12 protein-coding genes, 1 other RNA gene and 7 pseudogenes are annotated in these 23,432 nt (G+C 66.4%); 5 read left to right on the top strand and 15 right to left on the bottom strand.

Annotated elements, in window-relative coordinates; genetic code table 11:
• The first annotated feature begins 54 nt into the window (after positions 1–54).
• A complete protein-coding gene (locus IPK65_03370) occupies positions 55–1,335 on the top strand; it encodes a M48 family metallopeptidase (GenBank protein ID MBK8162214.1) in 1,281 nt (426 codons plus the stop codon).
• Positions 1,336–2,351: 1,016 nt separating this feature from the next.
• On the opposite strand, the gene IPK65_03375 is transcribed toward IPK65_03370, so the two are convergent.
• The gene (locus IPK65_03375) at positions 2,352–2,813 is read right to left on the bottom strand and encodes a phosphate-starvation-inducible PsiE family protein (GenBank protein ID MBK8162215.1); all 462 of its coding nucleotides are present in this window, start codon (positions 2,811–2,813) and stop codon (positions 2,352–2,354) included.
• A gap of 68 nt (positions 2,814–2,881) precedes the next feature.
• A pseudogene (locus tag IPK65_03380) lies at positions 2,882–3,748 on the bottom strand (universal stress protein).
• 312 nt (positions 3,749–4,060) lie between these two features.
• Here IPK65_03380 and IPK65_03385 point away from each other — a divergent pair.
• Positions 4,061–6,013, top strand: a pseudogene (locus IPK65_03385) (cation:proton antiporter).
• Positions 6,014–6,088: 75 nt separating this feature from the next.
• On the opposite strand, the pseudogene IPK65_03390 reads toward IPK65_03385, so the two are convergent.
• The 13 genes and pseudogenes from IPK65_03390 to ffs all read right to left on the bottom strand — a co-directional run bounded on the left by IPK65_03390 (position 6,089) and on the right by ffs (position 17,345).
• Positions 6,089–7,097, bottom strand: a pseudogene (locus IPK65_03390) (succinylglutamate desuccinylase/aspartoacylase family protein).
• 19 nt (positions 7,098–7,116) lie between these two features.
• Positions 7,117–8,550 (bottom strand): annotated as a pseudogene (locus IPK65_03395) (glutamate--cysteine ligase).
• 54 nt (positions 8,551–8,604) lie between these two features.
• A pseudogene (locus IPK65_03400) lies at positions 8,605–9,044 on the bottom strand (Rrf2 family transcriptional regulator).
• Between the two features lie 109 nt (positions 9,045–9,153).
• Positions 9,154–10,009 (bottom strand): annotated as a pseudogene (locus IPK65_03405) (multicopper oxidase domain-containing protein).
• A 164-nt stretch (positions 10,010–10,173) separates the two neighbouring features.
• Positions 10,174–10,536, bottom strand: coding sequence for a cytochrome c (locus IPK65_03410; protein ID MBK8162216.1), 363 nt, complete (start codon positions 10,534–10,536; stop codon positions 10,174–10,176).
• A 5-nt stretch (positions 10,537–10,541) separates the two neighbouring features.
• Positions 10,542–11,197, bottom strand: a pseudogene (locus IPK65_03415) (c-type cytochrome).
• A 19-nt stretch (positions 11,198–11,216) separates the two neighbouring features.
• Positions 11,217–12,344 carry a multicopper oxidase domain-containing protein gene (locus IPK65_03420; GenBank protein ID MBK8162217.1) on the bottom strand — a complete coding sequence of 376 codons (1,128 nt, stop codon included), beginning with the start codon at positions 12,342–12,344 and terminating at the stop codon, positions 11,217–11,219.
• 541 nt (positions 12,345–12,885) lie between these two features.
• A complete protein-coding gene (locus tag IPK65_03425) occupies positions 12,886–13,287 on the bottom strand; it encodes a hypothetical protein (GenBank protein ID MBK8162218.1) in 402 nt (133 codons plus the stop codon).
• Between the two features lie 39 nt (positions 13,288–13,326).
• Positions 13,327–14,547 (bottom strand): PQQ-dependent sugar dehydrogenase, encoded by a 1,221-nt coding sequence (locus IPK65_03430; protein ID MBK8162219.1) that lies wholly within the window; start codon positions 14,545–14,547, stop codon positions 13,327–13,329.
• A complete protein-coding gene (recR, locus tag IPK65_03435) occupies positions 14,501–15,097 on the bottom strand; it encodes a recombination protein RecR (protein ID MBK8162220.1) in 597 nt (198 codons plus the stop codon). Before recR ends, IPK65_03430 begins: the two co-directional genes overlap by 47 nt.
• Before the next feature lie 10 nt (positions 15,098–15,107).
• Complete coding sequence (locus IPK65_03440) at positions 15,108–15,431, bottom strand: YbaB/EbfC family nucleoid-associated protein (GenBank protein MBK8162221.1); 324 nt, start codon at positions 15,429–15,431, stop codon at positions 15,108–15,110.
• Between the two features lie 82 nt (positions 15,432–15,513).
• A complete protein-coding gene (gene dnaX / locus IPK65_03445) occupies positions 15,514–17,124 on the bottom strand; it encodes a DNA polymerase III subunit gamma/tau (GenBank protein MBK8162222.1) in 1,611 nt (536 codons plus the stop codon).
• 124 nt (positions 17,125–17,248) lie between these two features.
• Positions 17,249–17,345: signal recognition particle sRNA small type (gene ffs, locus IPK65_03450), an RNA gene on the bottom strand.
• Positions 17,346–17,652: 307 nt separating this feature from the next.
• Between ffs and IPK65_03455 the strand changes: the two genes are divergently transcribed.
• From IPK65_03455 to IPK65_03465, 3 genes are read left to right on the top strand one after another with little or no spacing between them, the layout of a single operon-like run.
• The gene (locus tag IPK65_03455) at positions 17,653–19,035 is read left to right on the top strand and encodes an efflux transporter outer membrane subunit (protein ID MBK8162223.1); all 1,383 of its coding nucleotides are present in this window, start codon (positions 17,653–17,655) and stop codon (positions 19,033–19,035) included.
• Positions 19,032–20,234 (top strand): efflux RND transporter periplasmic adaptor subunit, encoded by a 1,203-nt coding sequence (locus tag IPK65_03460; protein ID MBK8162224.1) that lies wholly within the window; start codon positions 19,032–19,034, stop codon positions 20,232–20,234. Before IPK65_03455 ends, IPK65_03460 begins: the two co-directional genes overlap by 4 nt.
• A 15-nt stretch (positions 20,235–20,249) precedes the next feature.
• Positions 20,250–23,402, top strand: coding sequence for an efflux RND transporter permease subunit (locus IPK65_03465; protein MBK8162225.1), 3,153 nt, complete (start codon positions 20,250–20,252; stop codon positions 23,400–23,402).
• Positions 23,403–23,432 lie beyond the last annotated feature (30 nt).

The raw sequence follows: 23,432 nt of genomic DNA on the forward strand, positions 1-23,432 counted from the left end.
TTTGCGTAACAGTCCAAGTATATCGTCGGAACCGTCTTCCTTGTCCATCCTCCGATGAACGACTTCACCCTCGTCTTTCTCGCCGCCCTCACCCTGGCGAGCGCCGTGGAGTGGTGGCTCGACGGCCGGCAGCTGCGCAGCGTGCGGGCCCATCGCGGCAGTGTCCCCGAACCCTTTGCCGGCCGCATCAGCCTGGCGAATCACCAGAGGGCGGCCGACTACACCGTCGCGCGCATCGGCGCGGCCCGGGCGGCGCTGGCGTACAACGCCCTGCTGCTCCTGGGCTGGACGCTGGGCGGCGGCCTCGATCTCATCGACCTCGCCTGGCGCGGACTCGACCTCCCGCCGCTGGCTGCCGGCGCCTGCGTCGTCGCGAGCGCGCTGCTGATCAATACGCTGCTGCACCTGCCCTTCGCAATCTACCACACTTTCGTCATCGAGCAGCGCTTCGGCTTCAACCGCATGACGCCTGCGCTGTTCATCGCGGATCTGTTGAAGGGTCTACTCCTCGGCGCGATCATCGGATTCCCGCTGATCTTCGCCGCGCTGTGGCTGATGGCGCCCGCGCCGCAGGCGGCCGGTGGCCAGGCCGACCCATTCTGGTGGTTCTACGTCTGGACCGGCTGGCTCGCCTTCGCCCTGCTGATGAGCTGGATCTATCCGCTGGTGATCGCGCCGCTGTTCAACCGCTTCACCCCGCTCGCGGACGCCGAACTCGAGCGGCGCATCGGCGCGCTGCTCGAGCGCACCGGCTTCGCCAGCCGCGGCGTCTTCGTGATGGACGGATCGCGCCGCTCCGCGCACGGCAACGCCTATTTCACCGGCTTCGGCCGCGGCAAGCGCATCGTGTTCTTCGATACCCTGATCGAATCCCTGCGCCCGGCGGAGATCGAGGCGGTGCTGGCGCACGAGCTCGGCCACTTCAAGCGCCGCCACGTCGCCAAGCGCATCGCGCTGGCGGCGATCGGCGGCCTCGGCGCCGTGCTGATCCTCGACTGGCTGCTCCGCCAGCCCGGCTTCTACGCCGGTCTCGGGCTGGAACACGCCTCGAACCACGGTGCCCTGCTGCTGTTCCTGTTCGTCGCGCCGGTCTTCGGCACCTTCCTCAGCCCGCTGACGGGCATGCTCTCGCGCCGGCACGAATACGAGGCCGACGACTTCGCCGCGCGCGAGGCGGACGCGGGCGACCTCATCAGCGCGCTGGTCAAGCTCTACCAGGACAATGCCTCGACGCTGACGCCCGATCCGTATTATTCGGCCTTCCATTACAGCCACCCGCCGGCGGCCGCGCGCATCGCCCATCTCGCGGCGCGCGCACAGGGCAGACCCGCATGACGTCCGCCACCGCGACGCAGCCGGGACTGGTCATCGCGAATTACGGCCAGACCCTGCTGGTCGAGGCCGCCGACGGGACGACCTGCGCGTGCGTCGCGAGAAAATCGGCCGGACAGGCCGTGTGCGGCGACCGGGTGCTGTGGGAGGCGGGACACGGAAATGCGCACGGCGCCGTGGTGGCGGTCGAGCCGCGCCGCTCGCTGCTGGCGCGCATGGATGCGCGCGGAAAATCGAAACCGCTGTGCGCCAACATCGATCAATTGATCGTGGTCGGGGCCGCGCAGCCGAATACCGCCGCCGGCGCATCAGCGCCCGGCATCAACCACTCGCTCATCGATCACTACCTCGTCACCGCGGAGCTGCTCGGCCTAGGCGCCGTCCTGGTCGTGAACAAATTCGACCTGATCGATGAAACCCTGGCGATGAAGCTGCGGGATGAGATGGGCGGCTACCGCGCGGTGGGATTCGAGCCGCATTTCCTCAGCGCCAGGACGCGACTCGGCCTGTCCGGACTGTGCACGCAACTGCACGGCAGAACCAGCGTGTTCGTCGGCGAGTCCGGCGTCGGAAAGTCCTCCCTGCTGCAGTCGCTGCTGCCCGAACTGGAGATCCGCGTCGGCGCACTGTCCGAGGCCGGCGGCAAGGGCCGCCACACCACCACCAGCACCCTCCTGTTTCACCTGCCGGAGGGCGGGGACATCATCGACTCGCCCGGCGTGCGCGAATTCAGGCTGTGGCACATCAGTCCCGCCGAGCTGGCGCGGGGCTTTCGTGAATTCGGGCCCTTCCTGGGCGACTGCAAATTCCGCGACTGCATACACGACGGCGAACCCGGTTGCGCGATCGCGCTCGCCCGGGAGCGGGGGAAGATCAGCCGGCTGCGCCTGGACAGTTACCGCGAGATCCTGCATGGCGGTGGAGTACGACTAGGTGACAGATTTATAAATCTGTCACCATTCAGATTCCATTCAGCCGTGCCGAGGGGGACGGATTTAAATCCGTCCCCTTTTCCGCATTCACTCGGTCGCAGCAGGTCTGCGCGGGAACTTCGGCCTGCGTTCGATGCCGTCTTCCGGGCTGCCGTATCGCTTTTCCGCGTACGCGATGATGAACAGCGCCCCGCTCAGCAGCAGGATCGCGCCGGTCACCGCGAGGTAGAGATAGAGCCCGAATTCCGTGAGCTCCTTCTGCACGTCGATCACCAGGTGCCGCGCCAGGGCGGTGATGGCGATGAAGATCAGGAACTGCACGGGGAGTTTGTTGCTCTTGAAATAGCATCCGATCATCGCGCCGAATTCCAGGTAGATGAACAGCAGCAGGATGTCCTTCAGGTCGGCATAACCCTTTTCGACGATGCCGATGTACTCGTGCACGGCCGACCATACCACGGTGGCGCCGATGGCGAACAGCGCGAGGTAATGAAATCCGTCGACCAGATACCCGCCGATCTTCGCCAGTTTTTCCTCTTTCTCACCCATATCCCGCTCTCATGTTGCCAAACCGAATAATCCCGTCATACGACCAGCCTGTGGCGATACGACGGGGCTCACACCGACACCAGTACGTCAGCCTGACAGTCCATCAGCACGCGCTTCGTAACACTGCCCAGGAAAAATTCCTCAAGCATGCCTTCGCCGTGCCGGCCCCATCACGATAAGATCGCAATCTGTTCCTGTTCCTGCTCGACGATATTCCGCCAAGGATCTCCGTGCCGCACAAGCAGGCGCGCCTCCTCCAGTGCGATACCGGCCCCGGCAAGCAGCTCGCGCATCCTCTGCAGTGCCTCGTCCCGTGCTGCGGCGCGATAATATGTCACGGCTTCTTCCGAGACCCCGGCGAGGCGCAACTTGCCCTCGAAGGGCACGTCAAAGGCGTGCAGCAGCACGAGTGAGCGCAGGCAGGGGCCGGCGAGAAATCGATCGGCACCAACAGCCTGCGATATCCTCGTGTAGTGGCTGCTTGACCACCAGCAGCGGGAGCGCGGCCCGGCTCACCATCTTTCGCAGTCGAGCCAAGCAGCAGATGCTGCACGAAGCTCGTGCCCCGGGCGCCCAGTACGATCAGGTCCGCCCCCAAGGCATCCGCTTCCTCGTTCAGGCGATGTATTACCGTGCCCAGCACGACATGCACCCCGGCGGTCACTCCATGCTGGCTCAGCAGATTCCCGGCCAGTTGGCGCACTTCCTCCCGAACGGCGTCGACCAGGCGCTGCTCGGCGTCCGCGGGAACCTCGCGCACAAGCTGACGCAGCTTGCCCAGCGGACGACCTGGCAGCGATGACGTGCAGATCGAGCGCACCCCCGCCTCTGTGGATGTGCAGCGCCGCCCGCTCCGCCGCATGGCGCGAAGGCGCCGATAGGCCGGTGGAGGCCGAAATCGTTTGATGCGTGTCACCGCGTAACCCTTTGCTGATCGGCCGCCGGTTTCACCGCGGGTGCCTTACCGGGTAGACGCGGGGGTGCCGGAATCGATAGAATTCTTAAGCCATTTTCTTCTCGACGCAAGATGGAAGACTTAGAGCGTCGCCGGTGGTGCACTCTGCTGCTGCACGGGATTCCGTCTCGCGCCGCGGATATGCAGGCCAGCACCTCCCCAGCTGTCACGAACCGGCACGGACGCCATGGGCCTTGACGAGACACCCGACCTCCATGATGCGAATTCCGCGTGCAACATCGGATACCCGCACAAGTTACCCCGCGCTTGCGATTGACCTGCCCTCACCCAGGTGCTCCTGCTGCTCGGTACCGCGGTCGTGATCGTGATCGCGTTCCAGCGCCTGCGCATTCCGGCCAGCCTGGGCTATCTGCTGGTCGGTGGCCTGCTCGGCCCCACACCGCCGGCCCCGGTCATCGAGAGCGGGCAGATCAGGGGCTGGCAGAATTCGGCGTCGTCTTCCTGCTGTTCCCGATCGGTCCTGGTTTTCGCTGCCGCAGATCCGCACGCCTTTGCGGCATCCCGTTGCCTGGGTCGGGACGGGCCAGGTGCTGCTGACCACGCTCGTGGTCGGCGTCGCCGGCTGGCTGGCCGGCCTGCCACCTGCGGCGGCATTCGTGGTCGGCGCGTGCTTCGCGCCGTCCTCCACCACCATCATCAGCAAGCAGCTCGCCGAACAGGGGCGAGGAATACAGCCGGCACGGGCGGCTGGGCACGGCCATGTCCGTGTTCCAGGATGTCACCGCCGTCCCCTTCGTCGTCGTCATCCCCGTGCTCGGCCTGGCGACCGGCTCCGCGGCGCTGGCCGGCGCGCTCGGCTGGGCGCTCGCCAAGGCGGTGCTGGCCTTTGCCGCTGGTTTTCCTAGATCAGCCGCCGCTTCCTGCGTCCGCTGTTCCATGCCGTCACGGCGCGGCGCTCCGCCGAGCTGTTCACGCTCACCGTGCTGTTCATCTCGCTCGCAGCGGCCTGGACCACTCACAGCCTCGGCCTGTCGATGGCTTTTCGGCGCCTTTCTCGCCGGCATGATCCTCGGCGAGACCAGGGTTCCGCCAACAGTGGAATCCACCATCCGCCCCTTTCGCGATGTGCTGCTGGGGCTGTTCTTCGTCGGCATCGGCATGCTGTTCGATCCGTTCGCGATCCTGCATCTGGCATTGGACCCTGGCAGGTACGCGGCGATCCTGCTGCTGGTCAAGATCCTGCTGGTGGCGCAGATCGTGCGCCGGGCCGGAATCGACGCCTTCACCGCCTGGCGCACCGGCCTGCTGCTAGCGGTCGGCGGCGAGTTCGGTTTCGCGCTGCTCGCCATCGCGCATGACGCCGGCGTGATCGCGGAGGACGCCGGACACAGATCGTGCTGACCTCCGTGCTGCTCTCCATGATCGCGGCGCCGTTCCTCATCCGCTACAACCACGCGCTGGCGGGCCGCCTGCTGCGCCGACCGGCCGGGCGGACGCCGGGCGGCGGCGCGGATCGACATCGGGGTCGATCGCGCAGCTGCGCGACCATGTGATCATCTGCGGTTACGGGCGCGTCGGCCAGAGCGTGGCCCACTTCCTGGAAGAGGAGCATATCCCCTGCGTGGCGCTCGACCTCGATCCCGCGCGGGTGAAGGAGGCTCACCTCGCCGGCGAACGTGTCTATTACGGCGACGCCACCGAACGCGACCTCCTCGAGGCGCTCGGCGTCGACCGCGCGCGGCTGGTGGTCATCAGCCACGCCGACACCGCGGCCGCGCACAAGGTGCTGCACCACGTCCGCGCGCTGCGTGGACCTGCCGGTGATGGTGCGCACGCGCGACGAGGCCCACGTCGAGGAGCTGAAACAGGCCGGCGCCTCGGAAGTGGTGCCCAAACGCTGGAGGCCGGCCTGATGATCGCCTCGCACGCCCTGCTGCTGCTCAATGTCCCTCTCGCGCGCGTGGTACGCCGCATGCAGCAGCAGCGCACGACACGCTACCGCCTGCTGCGCGAAGTGTACCGCGGCGACAGCGCCCTCGTAGAAGACCCGCAGGAGGCGGACGCCGACCGGCTGCGGCCGGTGCTGCTGCCGCCGGACAGCCCGGCGATCGGCCACACCCTCGCCGAACTCAACTTCGCGGGCGTAGTGGTGACCGCGCTGGTGCGCCAGGGTGAGCGGCGGCTGTCACCGGCGGGCGAAACCGTACTGGAAGCGGGCGATGCCGTCGTGCTGTTCGGTTCTCCCGAAGATCTGCAGCGTGCCGAGGCGATCCTGCTCGGATAGCCGGGGTGACAGCCCCTCCGACCGGACCGACCGATCAGCTCCGCGACGCTGCGCCAGGATGCCGCCGACACTCGCTCATGGCGCGCAGGGCAGGCGTTCCATCAGGTAGCACAGGCAATCCTGCCGGATCACCCGGCGATCCAGCGTCAGCATGGACGGCGTTGACGGCACCTGCTGGGCGATGGTTCCACCCGTATCGAGACGGAAAAACCGGGCGGTGACGTCGTTGCCCGCCTCGTCGGAAACCTTCAGGGTCAGCGGGCGTGACGGATCCTGCCGCCCCAGAGCGTGCCCGGGGCAAGATCCTGAAAGTTATGGCGGTCGAGGTCGCCGGGCAGACTGAGATCCCGCGCCTCCGCATCGAATCGAAATCGATCCCGTCCCGGATCCCGACGGTCGCTACGGTATGGTACAGATCGATGTCATGCGGCGAGACCGGATGCCGGGGGAACTCCGCCAGGTGCAGGCAGGCCTCGACGAACTCCAGCGCGTGTTCCGTATTCTGCGGATTACCGGCCTTGCCGCATTCCACCGTGACCGCCGGACACAGATCGGCGAAGGCCAGCGACTGCACGCCGCGCGGGCGCAGGAAGTAGATCACCGTGCGGCTGAACAGCGTTGCCAGCCGGAGGAACGGCGGGTCGAGGCGGTTCACACAGGCATAGTGCGGATTGAGCCCGGTATTGTTGTGGATATCGATGCTGGCAGAGGATCGCGCGCCCGCATCTCCTCCACCACCGCGCGCATGACGGCGCTCTCGGGCCGTCCGTCGCCTCGCCGCCGGGCCAGGCGCGGTTGTAATCGAGCTGTCCCTCGAGCCGGCGCACACCACTGCCGCCGCGGCGACGTTGCCGATGAACAGGCTCAGGGCGCGCGGCAGTTCCCGTCTCTCGTATCGCTGCAGCAGCTCACGCACCGCCCGCCAGCTGGTGTCTTCGTTGCCGTGCAGCAGCGTGCTCACAAACAGCGGCCGGTCCCGCCGCCCCGGCAGGTGGATCAGTGTGGGGCCGCCCAGCAGTCGCGCCAGATCGGCCGGTTCCGCCGCCAACAGTCCGTCCGGGAGGTGGTCGAGGATGGTCAGCATAGGTCCCGGGTCTGTCCTGTCAGGACGCCGGCCAGCGATGCACCGGCGCACCACCCTGCTGGTGAACATGATAGGCGGCCGTCAGGGCGAACAGATCGTTGTCGTGGAGATCGAGGAAACGGCGCTGCCAGTCGCTGCCGGTCTGGCCGCCGGCGAGCCGCTCCACCATCGTCCCCAGGTAGCGTTCGATATCCTCCGGCGCCAGCCGCCGCGCCGTCAATCCCCGCCGGGCCAGCGGCAGCGGCTCGTCCTGCAGCAGGTCGGCTACGTCATATACCCGCCCGTCCAGCCAGGTCACTTCAGCGGCCAGGCCGTCGCGGGCACAGGTGTAGAAGTTGGCCTTTGCCGCGGCAAACGGCAATGACAGCTCCGGCGCCTCCTCCATCGTCGCCAGCATCTCCACCAGACCGTAGAACAGCGCTGCATTGGCGATGGTGTCGACCACCGTCGGTCCGGCCGGCAAGGGACGATGCTCGATGCGCACGTGGGGCGTGCCGTCGGCGTCGAAGCCGATCAACGGGCGGTTCCAGCGCCAGATGGTGCCGTTGTGCAGGCGCAGGTGGCTGAGTTCGCGCGGCGCGGCGGGGAGCTCTATCGGCAGCAGGACCTCATATTCGCTGGCATTGGTGAGGAAACATTCGAGCAGCGATTGCTGCACGTAACCGTAGCCGAAGGTCACGCGGTCGTGCGGCGCGTTATGCTCCTGGCCGTAACCCACCGCCACCGCCTGCTCGAACAGCGGGATGCGCGTCTCCGCCCACAGCCGGCGGCCGAACAGCAGCGGCGCGTTGGCGCACAGGGCGGTCAACGGACCGGAGATTATCTTCGCGGCGTTGTAGTAGCGCGCTGCATGGAGCGGATACACCTGCAGATGGATCTGGAACGAGGTGGCGGCCGCCTCCAGCATTACGTCGTGATGCTCGGTCTGGAGGTGATCATCCCCCAGGATATCCAGCCGCAGCGGGCGCCCGCGGCTGGGCGCAGCACCTGCTCGTTGAGCGCGCGGTAACGCCTGAGCGGCGGCGTCATATTGGCCACGCACAGGTCTTCCTGGCGCACGGTCGGCAGGATGCCGATCATGAGCAGGCGTGCGTCTAGATCGCGCGCGACCCCGCTGGCGCGCTGCCAGAGGGCGGCGAGATCGTGTTCCATGGCGCGCAGCGCAGCGCCAGTCAAAGGCCGCGGCGCGGTGTTGAATTCGATATTGAAGCTCGCCAGCTCGGGCGCCACCAGCTCGCCGGCGAAGCGCTCCATGAAACGAGATTGAGCGGCGCCGGGCGAAACCGCCCATCCACCAGCCAGGCCTCAGTTCAGATCCGGCGACATGGTGACGCTGCGACAGTCCCTGTGTTTCGAACAGCGCCTTGAGCAGCGCCGTTTCCTCGCGCAGGCGCGCCGAGAACATGCTGTGGTCATGCCGGGTGAAATGTGCGCGCTCGATCTCCTGACCCATCGGGGTTGCCCGCATCTGCTCCGGAGGGTTCTATGGCCTCAGCGAGCTTCGTTCTCAGCGCCCGACCAGTTTCAGCGAGGCCACGAGCATGTGCTCGTTTTTCAGCATGTCCGCCAGGGTATAGCCGTCGAGCACACCGAGGAAGGCGTCAGTTGCATCGCTCAGCGCGCCCTTGGGCGGCAAACCGGAGTGATCGGACAATTGCGCTGCCTGCCGTCGAAGCACTCAACGATGTTGAAATTCGCCTCGGCATGCCGCACCACGTCGCCGATGTTGATCAGCTCGGGCGCGCGCGCGAGGCTCAGGCCGCCGCCCTTGCCGCGGAGCGAATGGATGAAACCGAGGGTGGACAGGTTATGCACCACCTTGACCAGGTGGTTGCGCGAGATGCCGTAGCCCTGCGCGATCTCGGAGACGGTCGACAGGCGGTCGCGCCGCAGCCCCAGGTAGATGAGGACGCGCAGGGAGTAATCGGTATAGAGGGTAAGTTGCATACCTGCAAGTTACATCGAACCTAGCGGAATCTGCAACTGATCGTATCGTAAAAAAGCCCCCGGCCGAGGCCGGGGGGATACCTGTTGATACGTACCTTCCGATCCCGCGTCACCGAATCAGAATATTGTCACCCTTGCCCGCCTTCGGATCGGCGTCCGGTTTGTTCATGAGCACGGTTATAGCTCCGCTCATGGCCGCCTTCATGGAATGGTCCACAATGGCATTATTGGTGGGACGATCCTTAGGCGACACGATATCCAGCGACACCGCCTCGGATACGCCCAGGTTGTAAGTGGCCATGCCATGAACCACGTTCCTGGGGTTGCCATTCAGATATACCCTGTCCCAGATGCCGGCGATGGGGTGAATAGCGGCGGGCCGATTGATGTTGGCGTTCACATAATGGATGCGCACGCGCTCGCCCGGTTTTGCCTCCAGCACCTGACTCGCGTTCTGGTCGTGCACCGGATCGTAGTGGAACATCTTGCCGTTGATCAGGGAGCCGGTGTAGCCCTCATCCTCCATGATGGCGTGATGATCGTCAGCGTTGGCGAAATACTGCCCCTGAACCAGGACATACTCGCGGTCAGGTCTGGGGAACTTGTCGCTGTAGCCTTCCTTCGGGTCCACGATCACGATGCCGTACATGCCGCGCGCGATATGCTGGTGCATGGGAGCGGATCCGCAGTGATACATGAATACACCCGGATACTTGGCGTCGAAGGTGAACTTCTTGGTCTCTCCCCGGTTTGACTGGCGCAAACTCATCAAGGACGTCGACCTGCGCCGCATGGAAATCCATCGAGTGGCTTTCCTTGTTGGTATTGTCGTTGACCAGTTCGAATTCTATGGTATCGCCCTCCTTGACCCGGACCACCGGCCCGGGGATCTGACCTTCGAAAGTCCAGGCCGGATACTTTGTCCCCTTGTTGTCAATCTCGAGCATGACCTCCTTGGCGTGCATGACGACCTTCACCTTTTCAGCGAGGGCCGCCTGTGCATAGCCGGACAGGGCGGAAACAGCGGACACCGCTAACACCAATTTTTGAATTTCATGTCTCTCTCCTCCATTATCGTATATCGAACGCTCTCTTGGTTATTTACTGCTTATTACCATCATGCAAACTGCTACTTCCCAAAACTGCACTGGCACATCTCGCGGAGGTTGGCTACCAGGCCATGGATTTCCTCGTCACTCAATACGTCACCGCACGGCGGCATCAGGACAGATTTGTTGATATCCACGCCGCCCTCCTTGATCGCCTTGTATATGTCCTCATCCGAACGCGCGGACATCTCCCTGGCGTCGGTGTGATCGCGCGGCTGTACCGACATGTCGCGCACATTGATGCCCTTGCCGTTACCCCGCATGCCGTGGCACTGGGTGCAGTAGGTGCGGTAATTATCCGCGGCCTTTTCCGCCGCCGGCGCCTCCATCGACCAAACCAGCAGCAGGCTGGCGACGCAGAGCTCAGTTACGATCACCTTCATGATCTTCATTGCGCGGCCTCCTCACTCAGCAACCGGAAGTAATCGATGAACTTCCGGATATCGTGTCGTTGAGATGCTTGTTGGGCATGAATATCTTGGGATCCCAAGCCTGCGGATTGCGCAGGAAACTCGCCAGCCAGTCCTCCTGCAGGCGCTGCGCCGCGGTAGAGACCTCGGGGCCGGAGAGTCCACCGTATCCCGGCTCGATCTCGTGGCAGGCCAGGCAACCCTTGAACTTGTCGAACAGCATCTCGCCGGAACTGAGCGAGAGATTGCCGGGGGTATAGGCACCCGCAGTGACGAGATCCGGGTTTCCCTTCAGGGCCATCAAGGCTGCGGTAACAGCCTTGCCCTCCGGCGCGGACAGTGCGGGATGCGCCGTGAGCGTGGCGGCGTCGATTTCGTCACCAGCGGCGCCGGGTTTCACGTGGTCGGCATAGAACATGCCGGCGGGACGGATGCGCGTCGGCTTCTGCAGCCAGGCCTCCATCCAGGCCGCCTTGTACTTGAGACCGGCGTAGAACAGGTCCGGCCCCTTGCGGTTCCACAGCTCCTGCAGGGTAGCGGGCGCCGGCCCCGTCAGATTGTGACAGGCACCGCACTGCCCCTGCAGGATGGTGCCGCCGTCCTCCGCCCCGGCGATGCTGGATCCCACCAGCATGACCGCCGTAAACCAGTACTTAATGAGTCTCATGCTGTACCCTCCTGCGCTCGCGCCGCCCTTCGGCCTGCAGCGGCACGCCCGCGAAGCGCTCGTTGTTATGCATGCCGTATGGCTTCTTCATCGATTCACTGTAGTAGAAATCAGGATCGTCGTTGGGCAACATGGTGTGCGGATCGTCCTTCACCACCGGCGACAAGCCCTCGTAGGCAATCACCGTCATGGGGCCACCACCATGTTTCCCATTGTTAGTGACATGCGGGTCAACGTGGTCGTGCACCATCCAGATGCCGGGATTGTTCATCTCGACGATGGCGTCGTAACGCTCGCCCGGACCGATCAGGATGGTGTCGACGTAATACGGCGCCGGCAGCGGCGAGCCATCCTTATGCGTGATGAGCATGTCGTGACCGTGAGTATGAATGGCATGGATTTCCGCGCCGGCGCCGAACATGCGCAAGCGGACCACGTCGCCCTTCCTGACGTTGATCGGCTGCGTCAGCGGAAAGGAGCGGCCGTTGAGGGAAAAGTAATTGGCGCGGTCGCGCGGACCGCCGCCCGAGCCGAGCTTCTCCGCATAGTCGGAATCCCACGAGCTCAGCATCATGATCACGTCCTGGGTGACCTTTTTTTCCAGCTTGGTAGGTTTGGCCGGATCGACGATGAGCGGACCCCACATGCCACGGATGCCGACATGCTCGCTGACATTCACATGGCAGTGGTACCAGGTGCTGCCGGTCTTTTCCGCCCTGAACTTGTAGGTGAAGGTCTCGCCCGGCTCGATCGCCTTTTGCGTGACGCCGGGCACGCCGTCCATCTTCCAGTTGCTGGCGTCGCCGGAGCTGGTGAGGTTGTGGCGCTGATACTGGCCGTGCCAGTGGATGGTATGCGGCAGGGTGGTGTTATTCGCGACGTGCACGATAACGTCGTCACCCTCCTTCACGTGGATCAGCGGCCCCGGCACTTGGCCGTTAAATGCGAATACCTGATACTCCAGGTCCGGCGCCACCTGGATCTTCCTTTCTTCGATTGTGAAATCGAACTCCCGGTTCTCCGCGTTTACCTGAAGTGCGGAGAACACGAGCATAGTTGTGAACACGAAACTGGAGGGGGACAGCAGTGGGTTTCTTCCGGAGGTCAGCGCCATGATTTTTCTCCTTCTTGCCTGTTACGTTCCATCCCGGTGATGCGACTTTATAACATGTATTTTGAATGCATGTTTAATCCGAAACAATGGCCGTGTCAAGACATATTTCTCTGATATATCCTGACCTTATCGCTCAGTTATTACTGCGTGATTGACCACGTCACCAGGGGATTCACAAGAAAGCGGGAAACGACAGCGGTTTGGGCCCCGACCTGTCATGCAATATCAGGTTTTGCACACGGCGAGCCATGGAGAGCGAAGCGAGGGGCGAAGCCCGCGGTAGCCGCGTGAGCGAGGGACGAACGCAGTGAGTAAGGAGCGAGCATCGCGGCGTCAAGCCAGTGTGGTAGGCGGGGCGAAGCGCCGCCGGACGCAGGGCAAACCGGGGCATCAATAGCTGTCGCCAGCGCAAGGTGCGAGGGTTGACTTGGGTGTCCCCTCGCACATCCTGAGCACGGCGACACGCTTGGGGCACATCGTATGCAGCCGCGAGTGTTGACCGAAACAGTGATACCCGTAGCGGCACCGGGATATGCAGTGGTCAAAAGATCGGGGTAGCCACCGGCTCGGCCAGCAGCGCGCCGGTGAAGATCACCAGCCCGCGCGTGATCAGGATCCCGATGCCCTGGGCACGATGGTCCTTTCTCACCGTGTCATCGCCGCCCAGCAGGCGGCGCGCGGTCTGGATCTGCACCACGTAGAGCACGTACAGGGTGATCACCAGCATGAAGTGCATCCACATCAGGAAGGAGAAGATATCCCCGTGCTCGATCAGCTTCTTGTGCCAGTCGCGCGTCATGTACAGATAGACCGGGAAAAACAGGTCGGCGACCATGATGGAGACCATCACCGGGATGTGCACGCGCCGCATCCGGGAGTGAAAGAACGCCGCCAGCATGATGGCGAAGGTCGCCGTGGCGAACAGTACGGTACCCGGAATCATCGCCGCGTCCTCCCCTGGTTGCCGTTCATCGCGCGCGGCTCACTCGGCGCGCGCCACGCGCAGGATCCTGCCGCCCAGGTCGAGCAGGTAGACCTCGCCGTCGGGGCCCTGCCCGAACGAACTGGCGTTGAGCTCGGTGTCGAGGAGCTGCCTTGCCGCCTGAACGCGCCCGTCCCGGTAACGCAGGCCCCACACCCGGCCGGAACCGTAATCGGCATACAGGTACACCCCGCACAGGCCGGGCACGGCGCGGCCGCGGTAGACATGGCCTCCCGTCACCGCGATTCCCTCGTCGTGGCCGTAGGATGCGATCGGCGCGGCCAGGTCGCCGCGCTGGCACAATTCGGCGGACTTCGCGTTGCACCGGCCGCCCTCCATGATGTCCCAGCCGAGATTCGCCCCCGCGCTGACGACATCGATCTCCTCGACGCGGTCCTGGCCCACGTCCCCCAGGTACAGTATGCCGGTGGCGCTGTCGAAGGAGAACCGCCACGGATTGCGCAGGCCATAGGCCCATATCTCCGGCCGCGCGCCCCGGACGCCGCGGAAGGGATTGTCCGCGGGGATGCCGTAGGGCGCGCCGCCCTCCGCACGGTCGACGTCGATGCGCAGGAGCGCGCCGAGCAGGGTCGCGAGGTTCTGGCCGTGGCCGTGCGGGTCATTGGCGCTGCCGCCGTCGCCCATACCTATATATAGATGGCCGTCGGGCCCGAAGGCGAGCTGGCCGCCATTGTGGTTGCCGTAGGGTTGCGCGATCCGGAGCAGCACGCGTTCGCTGGCGGGAGCGGCGCGGCCATCCGCGCCGCGCGTGAAGCGCGAGACGACGGTGTGCAGGCCGCCGTCGCGCGCGGTGTAGTCGACGTAGAAGTAGCCGTTGTCGGCGTGGCGCGGATGGAATGCGACGCTCAACAGGCCCTTCTCGCCGCCGCTCGTCACCTGCCTGCGGATGTCGAGCAGCGGATCCGGCCGGACCTTGCCGTCCTCAATGACGCGGATGCGCCCGGCCTGCTCCACCACGTAGAGCCGGCCGCTGCCGTCTCCCGCGTGCGCGAGGTGTACGGGCTGCTCGAATCCGCCGAGCCATTCCTGCAGGGCGATGGCGGGGATGTCCGCGTCTTCCGGCTCGTCGCAGAGGGGTGCGGCGGCCGCGCCGGCGGCGCACGACAGGGCGATCACAATTCCGGCGCCCGCGGCGCGCAGGCGCGTCACGGCCTCAGATATCCCGCCGTCCGGCGATGGCGTGCGACAGCGTACCGGCATCGACATATTCCAGCTCCCCGCCGAACGGCACGCCGTACGCGATGCGGCTGGCCCGGATGCCGTACTCGCGCGCCATGTCGGCGATGTAATGCGCGGTGGCCTCGCCCTCCACCGTCGGATTGGTGGCCAGGATCACCTCCCGCACGGTGCCCTGGCGCAGGCGCTGCTCCAGCTGGTCGAGCCCGATGTCCTCCGGGCCGATGCCGTCGAGCGGCGAGAGGTGCCCCATCAGCACGAAATAGCGCCCCTTGAACGATGTGGTCTGCTCGATCGCCTGCACGTCGACCGGATTCTCCACCACGCACAACTGCGCCGCGTCGCGCTTGTCGCTCGCGCACAGGCGGCACAGCGCGGTCTCGCTCAGGGTGCGGCACTCGCCGCAGCGGCCGACCTTGTCGGCGGCCTCCTGCAGCGCCGCGGACAGCCGGCGCGCGCCTTCACGGTTGCGTTCGAGCAGGTGGTAGGCGATGCGCTGCGACGACTTCGGGCCGACGCCCGGCAGGCAGCGCAGCGCCTCAATCAGGCGGTCGATGAGCGGGCTGTCGGACACCGGCGCCTCGTCAGAACGGGAGCTTCATCCCGGGCGGCAGCGGCAGGCCGCGCGTCATGCTCGCCATCTTTTCCTTCGACTCGCTCTCGATCCTGCGCACCGCGTCGTTCACGGCGGCGGCGATCAGGTCCTCCAGCATCTCCTTGTCGTCCTTCAGCAGGCTCTCGTCGATGCTGACGCGCTTGACGTCGTGGCGCCCGGTCATCACCACGCTCACCATGCCGCCGCCCGCCTGGCCGGTGACTTCCATGCCGGCGATTTCCTCCTGCGCCTTCTGCAGGTCTTCCTGCATCTTCTGCGCCTGCTTCATCAGGTTTCCCAGACCACCTTTCATGTCACGTCCTCCCGGTTATGGGCGCCGCCGCGCACAGGCGGACGGCGCTTCTGGCACATCAACGGACCACCGCCGCGCCGCCTCAGTCGAGCGGCTCCACCGTCTCCGGCACGATGCGGGCGTTGAAGGTCTCTTTCAGGGTCTTCACCTCGGCGTCGTTCTCGAGCGAGGTGATGGCGGCCTGCATGCGGTCGCGCTCCTGCTGCTGGCGGATGCGCGCCGGGGTCGCCGCCTCGGGTTCGCCGATCTCGATGGAGAGCCGGATCCCGGCGCCGTAGTGCCGGCTCAGCGCCTGCTGCAGCCGTTCCTCCATGGTCTTGTTGTACAGGTGCGCATGCGCCTTGTCGACCATCAGCCGGATCGCATCGCCCTCGCGCCCGAGCAGCACGCAGTTGGCGGCGAGTTCGCGCGCCATGCCCTGCAGGCCCAGGGCTCCCGCGACATCGCCCCAGCCGGAGTCGGCGGCGGGCATTGCCCGCGGCGGTGAAACGGGTGCCGTTTCCGCGGCCGGCGCCGCCGCACGCCCACCCGGGCGGCGTGGCGGCGGTTCCGTGCCCGCCGCCGGGGTCGTGCGCAGAACCGCCGGCGCGGCGGCTGCCTCCCCCGCGCCGGCCGGCCGGAAGGCGAGCATGCGCAGCAGGATCATCTCGAAGCCGCTGCGGTGTTCGGGCACGTGCGGCAGGTCGCGCCGTCCGAGCACGGCGATCTGGTAATAGAGCTGCACGTCCTCCCGGCTCATGCGCCGCGCGAGCGCGGCGATCTGCTCCGCGTCGCCGCGGCTGTCGTCGGCGGCTGCGGGGACCAGCTGCGCCAGCGCGATGCGCTGCAGCGCGGAGATCAGCTCGTCGAGCAGGTCGGTGAATTCGAAGGTGTGCTCCGCCACGCGCTGCACGCACTGCAGCAGCGCGGCGCCGTCGCCCGCGGCCAGCGCCTCGAGCAGCTCGATGACATAGCCCTGCTCGATCGTGCCCAGCATCGCGCGCACGTCGGTCTCGATGACGCGGCCGCCGCCGTAGGCGATGGCCTGGTCGAGCAGGCTCAGGCTGTCGCGCACGCTCCCGGCGGCGGCGCGCGCGATCTGCGCGAGCGCGCCCGGCTCGGCCGCGACGCCCTCCTGCTCGAGGATCCTCGCCAGGTGCCGCGCAATCAGTTCCGCGGGCAGGTGTTTCAGGTTGAACTGCAGGCAGCGCGACAGGATGGTGACCGGCAGGCGCTGCGGATCGGTGGTCGCAAGCAGGAACTTGACGTGCGGCGGCGGTTCTTCCAGCGTCTTCAGCAGAGCGTTGAAGCTGTGCTTGGACAGCATGTGTACCTCGTCGATGAGGTAAACCTTGAAGCGGCCGCGCGTGGGGGCGTACTGCGCGTAGTCGAGCAGGTCGCGCGTGTCCTCCACCTTGGTGCGCGAGGCGGCGTCCACCTCGATCAGGTCGACGAAGCGGCCCTCGTCGATCTCGCGGCAGGAGGAGCAGACACCACACGGCTTCGAGCTGACGCCCTGCTCGCAGTTGAGCGCCTTGGCCAGCACGCGCGCAATGGTGGTCTTGCCGACACCGCGCGTACCGGTGAACAGGTAGGCATGATGGAGGCGGTCATGGTCGAGCGCATTGACGAGGGCGCGCAGCACATGTTCCTGCCCCACCATCTCGGTGAAGGTGCGCGGCCGCCACTTGCGCGCAAGCACTTGATAGCTCATCGATAATCCATTTCGTTGGCCCGCCGGGGCCGGGCGCCGCGCCGGCCGCATGCGACTGGCGTGCATTGTACCTCAAGGCGGGGATCACGCATGCAAGCCCCCCGTCTGCCCGGAAGGAGGCAACCCGTACCCGCCGCACCCCGGCACACGCATCGGCTGCTACCGCTGCTCCCTTCCGGGCCTGACGGGGTTTACAACCTATCGTTGCGAGGGGACCGATACGGGTCACCATGAACCGTTCAAACCGCCCGGCGCCCGCGCTTCCGCAGCGACCTTGGCCACCCCGGCCGGTCCGGCACAGGATAGCACAAGACCCGCCCGGCCCGTACGCGGGCAACATCGCGGGCCGCCCTGTGCGGCGCACAGCCGCGCGCAAGCAAGTGTGGGCATTGTGTAAAATTATGCAAAAGCCGCTGAATCCGCCCGCACCCCAAGCTACACTATCCGACACAACAATTGCCGCCACCGTATTCCGACCCTGGACGTTCCATGCCGGTGCCCCTTCTGCGAGGCCTCCTCTTCGCCGTAATGTCCCTGCTGCTGGCCGGCTGCGGGATCAGCGCCGTCGCGATCAAGCCCGATGCGGCCGCGGCACCCCCCGAGCGGCGCACGGACGCCGCGGCGGGTGTGCTGGCCGACGGCTGGCTGGCCCGCATGAACGATGCGGAGCTGGTCGGGATGATTGAACGCGCGATGGAGGGCAATTTCGCCCTCGCGCAGCAGGCGGCGCTCGTGCGCCAGGCGGAGCAGCAATTGCGCATCGACGGCGCCGTGCTGTACCCGGAGGTCGACCTCAGCCTGGACATCTCGCGCAGCCGGAGCGACAACGACGCGACACCGCCCTCGAACGTATCCACCCTGGCCGGCGCCGACCTGACGCTGCAGTGGGAAATCGACCTGTGGGGCAAGCTGAGCGCGACCGCGCGTCAGGCCAACCTGACACTGGCGGCGCGCCGCGCCGGGTACACTGCGGCGCGGCAGGCGCTCGCGGCCGATGTCGCCGCCGCCCGCTATGCGCTGATCGAGGCGGACCTGCTGCTGCGGCTCAACCGCGACACCCTGGGCAACCTGGAGCAGAACCTGGAAATCATCGAGTCGGGCTACCGCCGCGGCCTCAACGCGGCGCTGGACGTCTACCTGGCGCGCAGCGACGTGCGCACGCAGGCGGCCAACGTGCAGGACCGGCAGCGCGCCCGCAACGAGGCCGCGCGCGCACTGCAGCTCCTGCTCGGCGCCTACCCCGACGGCGGCCTCACACCGGCCCGCGCCCTGCCCGAGGCGACCGCGGATGCCCCGGCCGGAATCCCGGGCGACCTGCTGCGCCACCGCGCGGACCTGCAGTCCTCCTGGCTGGACCTGCTGGCGGCGGACGCCGGCCTGGCGATCGCGCACAAGCAGCGCTTCCCCTCCTTCACCGTCAGCGCCGCCGCCGGCGACAGCGCGGAGCGGACGCGCGACCTCCTCGACGGCAGCCTGGCGTGGAGACTCGCGGCGGGGATCACCCAGCCGCTGTTCAACGCCGGCCGTCTGCGCGCCGCCGAGGCGCAGGCGCGCGCGCGCGTGGAGGAACTGGAGCAGCAGTACCTGAACGAGGTCTACGCGGCGTTCGCCGAGGTCGAGAACGCGCTGGACCGGGAACGGCTGCTGCAGGAACGCTACCGCCACCTGCTCGCGGCGGAACAGGACGCCAGGTTCGCCGAGGAGCTGTCGTTCGGGCAGTACCGCAAGGGATTGACGGCCTATACCACCGTGCTCGAGGCGCAGCGCCGCTCGTTCGAGGCCCAGTCGGGCGTGATCACGCTGCAGAACGAGCTGCTGCAAAACCGGATCGCGCTCTATCAGGCGCTGGGCGGGGACCCCTTCCCGCCCGCCCCACCACCCACCGACGTCCCTGCAGGCAACGGCACATGATCAAGAAACTGCTCCCCTTCCTCGTATTCGGCGGGCTGGTCGCGCTCGCCGCCGTGTTCCTGTTCAACCGGCCCGAGGCGCCGCGCGTGCCCGAGGCGCCGCCGGAAGGCATCACGGTCGAGACCCGGATCGTGAACCCGGTCGACTACCCGGTCGTGCTGCAGAGCTATGGCACGGTGCGCCCGCGCACGGAGAACACGCTGTTCGCGCAGGTCGCCGGACAGATCACCGCCGCCAGCCCGAACTTCCGCGCCGGCGGTTTCTTCGAACAGGACGAGATGCTGCTGCGCGTCGACCCGCGCGACTACGAGGCCGCGGCGGCCTCTGCGCGGGCGAACCTCGTCGCGGCGGAACAGGCGCTGCAGGAGGAGGCGGCGCAGGCTGAACAGGTACTGCAGGACTGGCAGCGCCTGGGCAACGGCGAGCCCGCCTCCCCGCTGGTATTGCGCAAACCCCAGCTCGAGGCCGCGCGGGCGGCGGTGGAGTCCGCGCGCGCGGCCCTGGACCAGGCGGAGCTCGACCTTGAGCGGACGCAGATCCGCGCGCCCTACGCCGGCCGGGTGCTGGAGGCCGCGGTCGACGTCGGCCAGATCATCAATACCAGCACGGAGCTCGCGCAGATCTATGCGGTCGACGTGGTCGAGATACGGCTGCCGGTGAAGAACCGCGACCTCGCCTACATCCGGCTGCCCGAATCCTTCCGCCATGATGCGGGTATCGCGTCGGACCTGCCGGACGTCACCCTCATCTCGCGGCTGGTCGGCGAACAGCGCTGGGCGGGCAAGATCGTGCGCACGGAGGGCGCCATCGACACCGCCACCCAGCAGCTGTACGTCGTGGCGCGCATCGAAGATCCCTATGGCCGCAAGGCGCGCGGCCGCCAGCCGCTGAAGATCAACCAGTACGTCACCGCCACCATCACCGGCGACACTGTTACCGGCGCCCTGGTCATACCCAACAGCGCGATCTACCAGAACACCTATATCTATGTCGTGGAGGACGGCGTGCTGCGCCGACGCGATATCGCGATTGCCTGGCAGAATGACACCGAGGCGATCATCGGCGCGGGCCTTCAGGCGGGCGACGCCCTGGTGCTGACGCCGCTGGGCCAGGTGATCTCGGGCACTCCCGCGATCCTCGCCGGCGCGGCGGACGCCGTGGCGCCGGGGCGCGCACCCCCGTCCGCGCGAAAACCCTGACCGGATGAGAATGCCATGATCGCCTGGTTCGCCCGCAACCACGTCGCCGCCAACCTGCTGATGATGTCCGTCGTGCTCCTCGGCCTGATCTCGCTCGCCACGCGCGTGCCGCTCGAGGTGTTCCCGTCCTTCGAGACCCGCGTCGTCACCGTGGCGGTGTCGCTGCCCGGCTCCACCCCGGAGGACGTCGAGCATGGCGTCGCCATCCGGGTCGAGGAGGCGGTGCAGGATCTCGAAGGCATCAAGGAGATCCAGAGCCGCTCCGAGGAAGGCGCCACCACGATCAACATCGAGGTAGACGAGAACTACGATGCGCGCGAGCTGCTGGCCGATATCAAGAGCCGGGTCGACGCGATCAACACCTTACCCATCGAGGCCGAGCGCCCCTCCATCAGCCTGGCCCAGCGCACGCGCGAGGTGCTGTCGGTCACCGTGGCGGGCGACCTGTCCGAGCGCGAGATCCGCGAATTCGCGGAGAAGGTCCGCGACGACCTGGCGCGCATCCCCGGCATCACCCAGGTGGAACTGGATGCCGTGCGCAACTACGAGGTGGCCATCGAGGTGCCGCAGGACCGCCTGAACGAATACGGCATCACACTGTCCGACATCGCCACCGCCGTGGAAAACAGCTCGCTCGACCTGTCCGCCGGAAACATCCGCACGCAGGGCGGCGACGTCCTCATCCGCTCCAAGGGGCAGGCGTATCACCGCGACGAGTTCGAGCGCATCGTGGTCAAGAACGAGGCCAGCGGCGCGGTCATCCGCCTGGGCGACATCGCCGATGTGCGCGACGGTTTCGAGGAGACCGCGCTGCGTACCCGCTTCAACGGCAAGCCGGCCGCGCTGATCGAGGTGTACCGCATCGGCGACCAGAGCGCGATCGACGTCGCGGGCAAGGTTCACGCCTATATCGAGGAACAGCAGGCGCTGCTCCCGCGCGGCCTGGAGCTGAGCTACTGGGACGACGACTCGGAGATCGTGAAGAAGCGCCTGCATACGCTGACCACGAACGCCCTGCAGGGCGGCGCGCTGGTGCTGATCCTGCTCATGCTGTTCCTGCGCCCCGCCATCGCGTTCTGGGTCTTCATCGGCATCCCGATCAGCTTTCTCGGGGCATTCATCCTGCTGCCGGCCTTCGGCGTAACCCTGAATATCCTCAGCCTGTTCGGCTTCATCCTGGTGCTCGGCATCGTGGTGGACGACGCCATCGTCACCGGCGAGAACGTCTACACGCACCTGCGGCGCGCCGAGAGCGGACTGCATGCCGCGATCGAGGGCACCAGGGAGGTATCGGTGCCGGTGACCTTCGGCGTGCTGACCACCGTCGCCGCGTTCCTGCCGCTGGCGTTCATCGAGGGCGACCGCGGCGCCTTCTTCTCCCAGATCCCCGCGGTGGTGATCCCGGTGCTGCTGTTCTCCCTGATCGAGTCGAAGCTGGTGCTGCCCGCCCATCTGAAAAACCTCACGCTGCCGCGCAACGGGGACAACGCGTCGCGCCTGGCGCTCTGGCAGCGCGGCTTCGCGGACGGCTTCGAGCGCGCCATCGTCCGCTATTACCGCCCGGTCCTCAAACTGAGCATCCGTCACCGCTACACCACGCTGGCGCTGTTCGCCGGTCTGTTCATCGTGATCCTGAGCCTGGTCATCAGCGGCTGGACGAAGTTCATCTTCTTCCCGCGCATCCAGAGCGAGACCGCGACCGCCACCCTGATCATGCCGACCGGCACCGCCTTCGACATCACCGACCGCTACGTGGTGAAGATGACCGAGGCCGCACAGCAGCTGCAGGACAAATACCGCGACGAGGCCGCCGGCGGGAGCGTCATCCTCAACATCTTCGCCTCCACCGGCTCGGCCGGGGGCAGCTCGCACAGGGGCACCGTCCGCTTCGAGATCGTGTCGCCCGAGCAGCGGACGCTGGACATCACCAGCGCGCAGCTCGTCGAGGAATGGCGGCGCATGATCGGGGCGGTGCCGGGGGCGGAGTCGCTCACCTACCGCGCCGAGATCGGGCGCGCGGGTGAACCCATCGACGTGCAGCTGAGCGGACAGAACCTCAGGACGCTGGCGGAGGTCGCGGAGCGTGTGCGCGCACGGCTGGAGACCTATCCGACGGTGTTCGACATCGTCGACAACCTGTCGGACGGCAAGCAGGAATTCCAGATCGAGCTGAACGCGCAGGGCGAGGCGCTGGGCCTGACGCGCTCCGATCTGATCCGCCAGGTGCGCAACGCCTTCTTCGGCATCGAGGTCCAGCGCATCCAGCGCGGCCGCGACGACGTGCGCGTGATGGTGCGCTTCCCGCACGCGGAGCGCACCGCGCTGGCCGGCCTGCAGCAGATGCGCATCACCGCGCCCGACGGCCGCCTGATCCCGCTCGACAACGTCGCCGTCCTCAGGCCGGGCAAGAGCGCGGCGGCCATCTACCGCATCAACCGGGCGCGCACCATCAACGTCACCGCCGACATCGACAAGGAGGCGACCAACATGACGGTGCTGCAGAACGACCTGACCGCCTTCCTGGACGGGCTGATGCGGCAGTATCCCGGGGTGTCCTATTCGCTCGAGGGCGAGGCGCGCGAACAGGCGGAGACCTTCGGCTCGATGGAACTGGGTCTGCTGTTCGTCCTGTTCATCATCTACGCGCTGCTGGCGATACCGTTCCGCTCCTACGCGCAGCCGTTCATCGTCATGTCGGTCATCCCCTTCGGCATCATCGGCGCCGTCATCGGGCACTGGATCATGCGCATGGATCTGACCATCATGAGCCTGATGGGGCTGATGGCCCTGGTCGGCGTGGTGGTGAACGACAGCCTGGTCATGGTGGATTACATCAACAAACGACGCCTGCGCGAGACGCGTGACAGCGGCCGTATCCTGCTCAAGTCGGTGCTCGCCGCCGGCACCGCCCGCTTCCGCCCGATCATGCTGACCTCGCTGACCACCTTCTTCGGCCTGATCCCGCTGGTGTTCGAGAAATCCACCCAGGCCCAGTTCCTGATCCCGATGGCGGTGTCGCTGGCCTTCGGGGTGATGTTCGCCACAATCGTCACCCTGTTCATGATCCCGGTCAACTACATGATCCTGGAGGATGCGCGCCGGCTGCTGGAAAGGTGGTGGCCGCGCGGCCACGCGCTGGCGTCCGGGCGGATCGCCGGGCCGGAGTGAACGCGGGAACTGCGGGATCGGCCGCCGGCG

The sequence above is a fragment of the Gammaproteobacteria bacterium genome, from assembly GCA_016712635.1.
Taxonomy (GTDB): Bacteria; Pseudomonadota; Gammaproteobacteria; order SZUA-140; family SZUA-140; genus JADJWH01.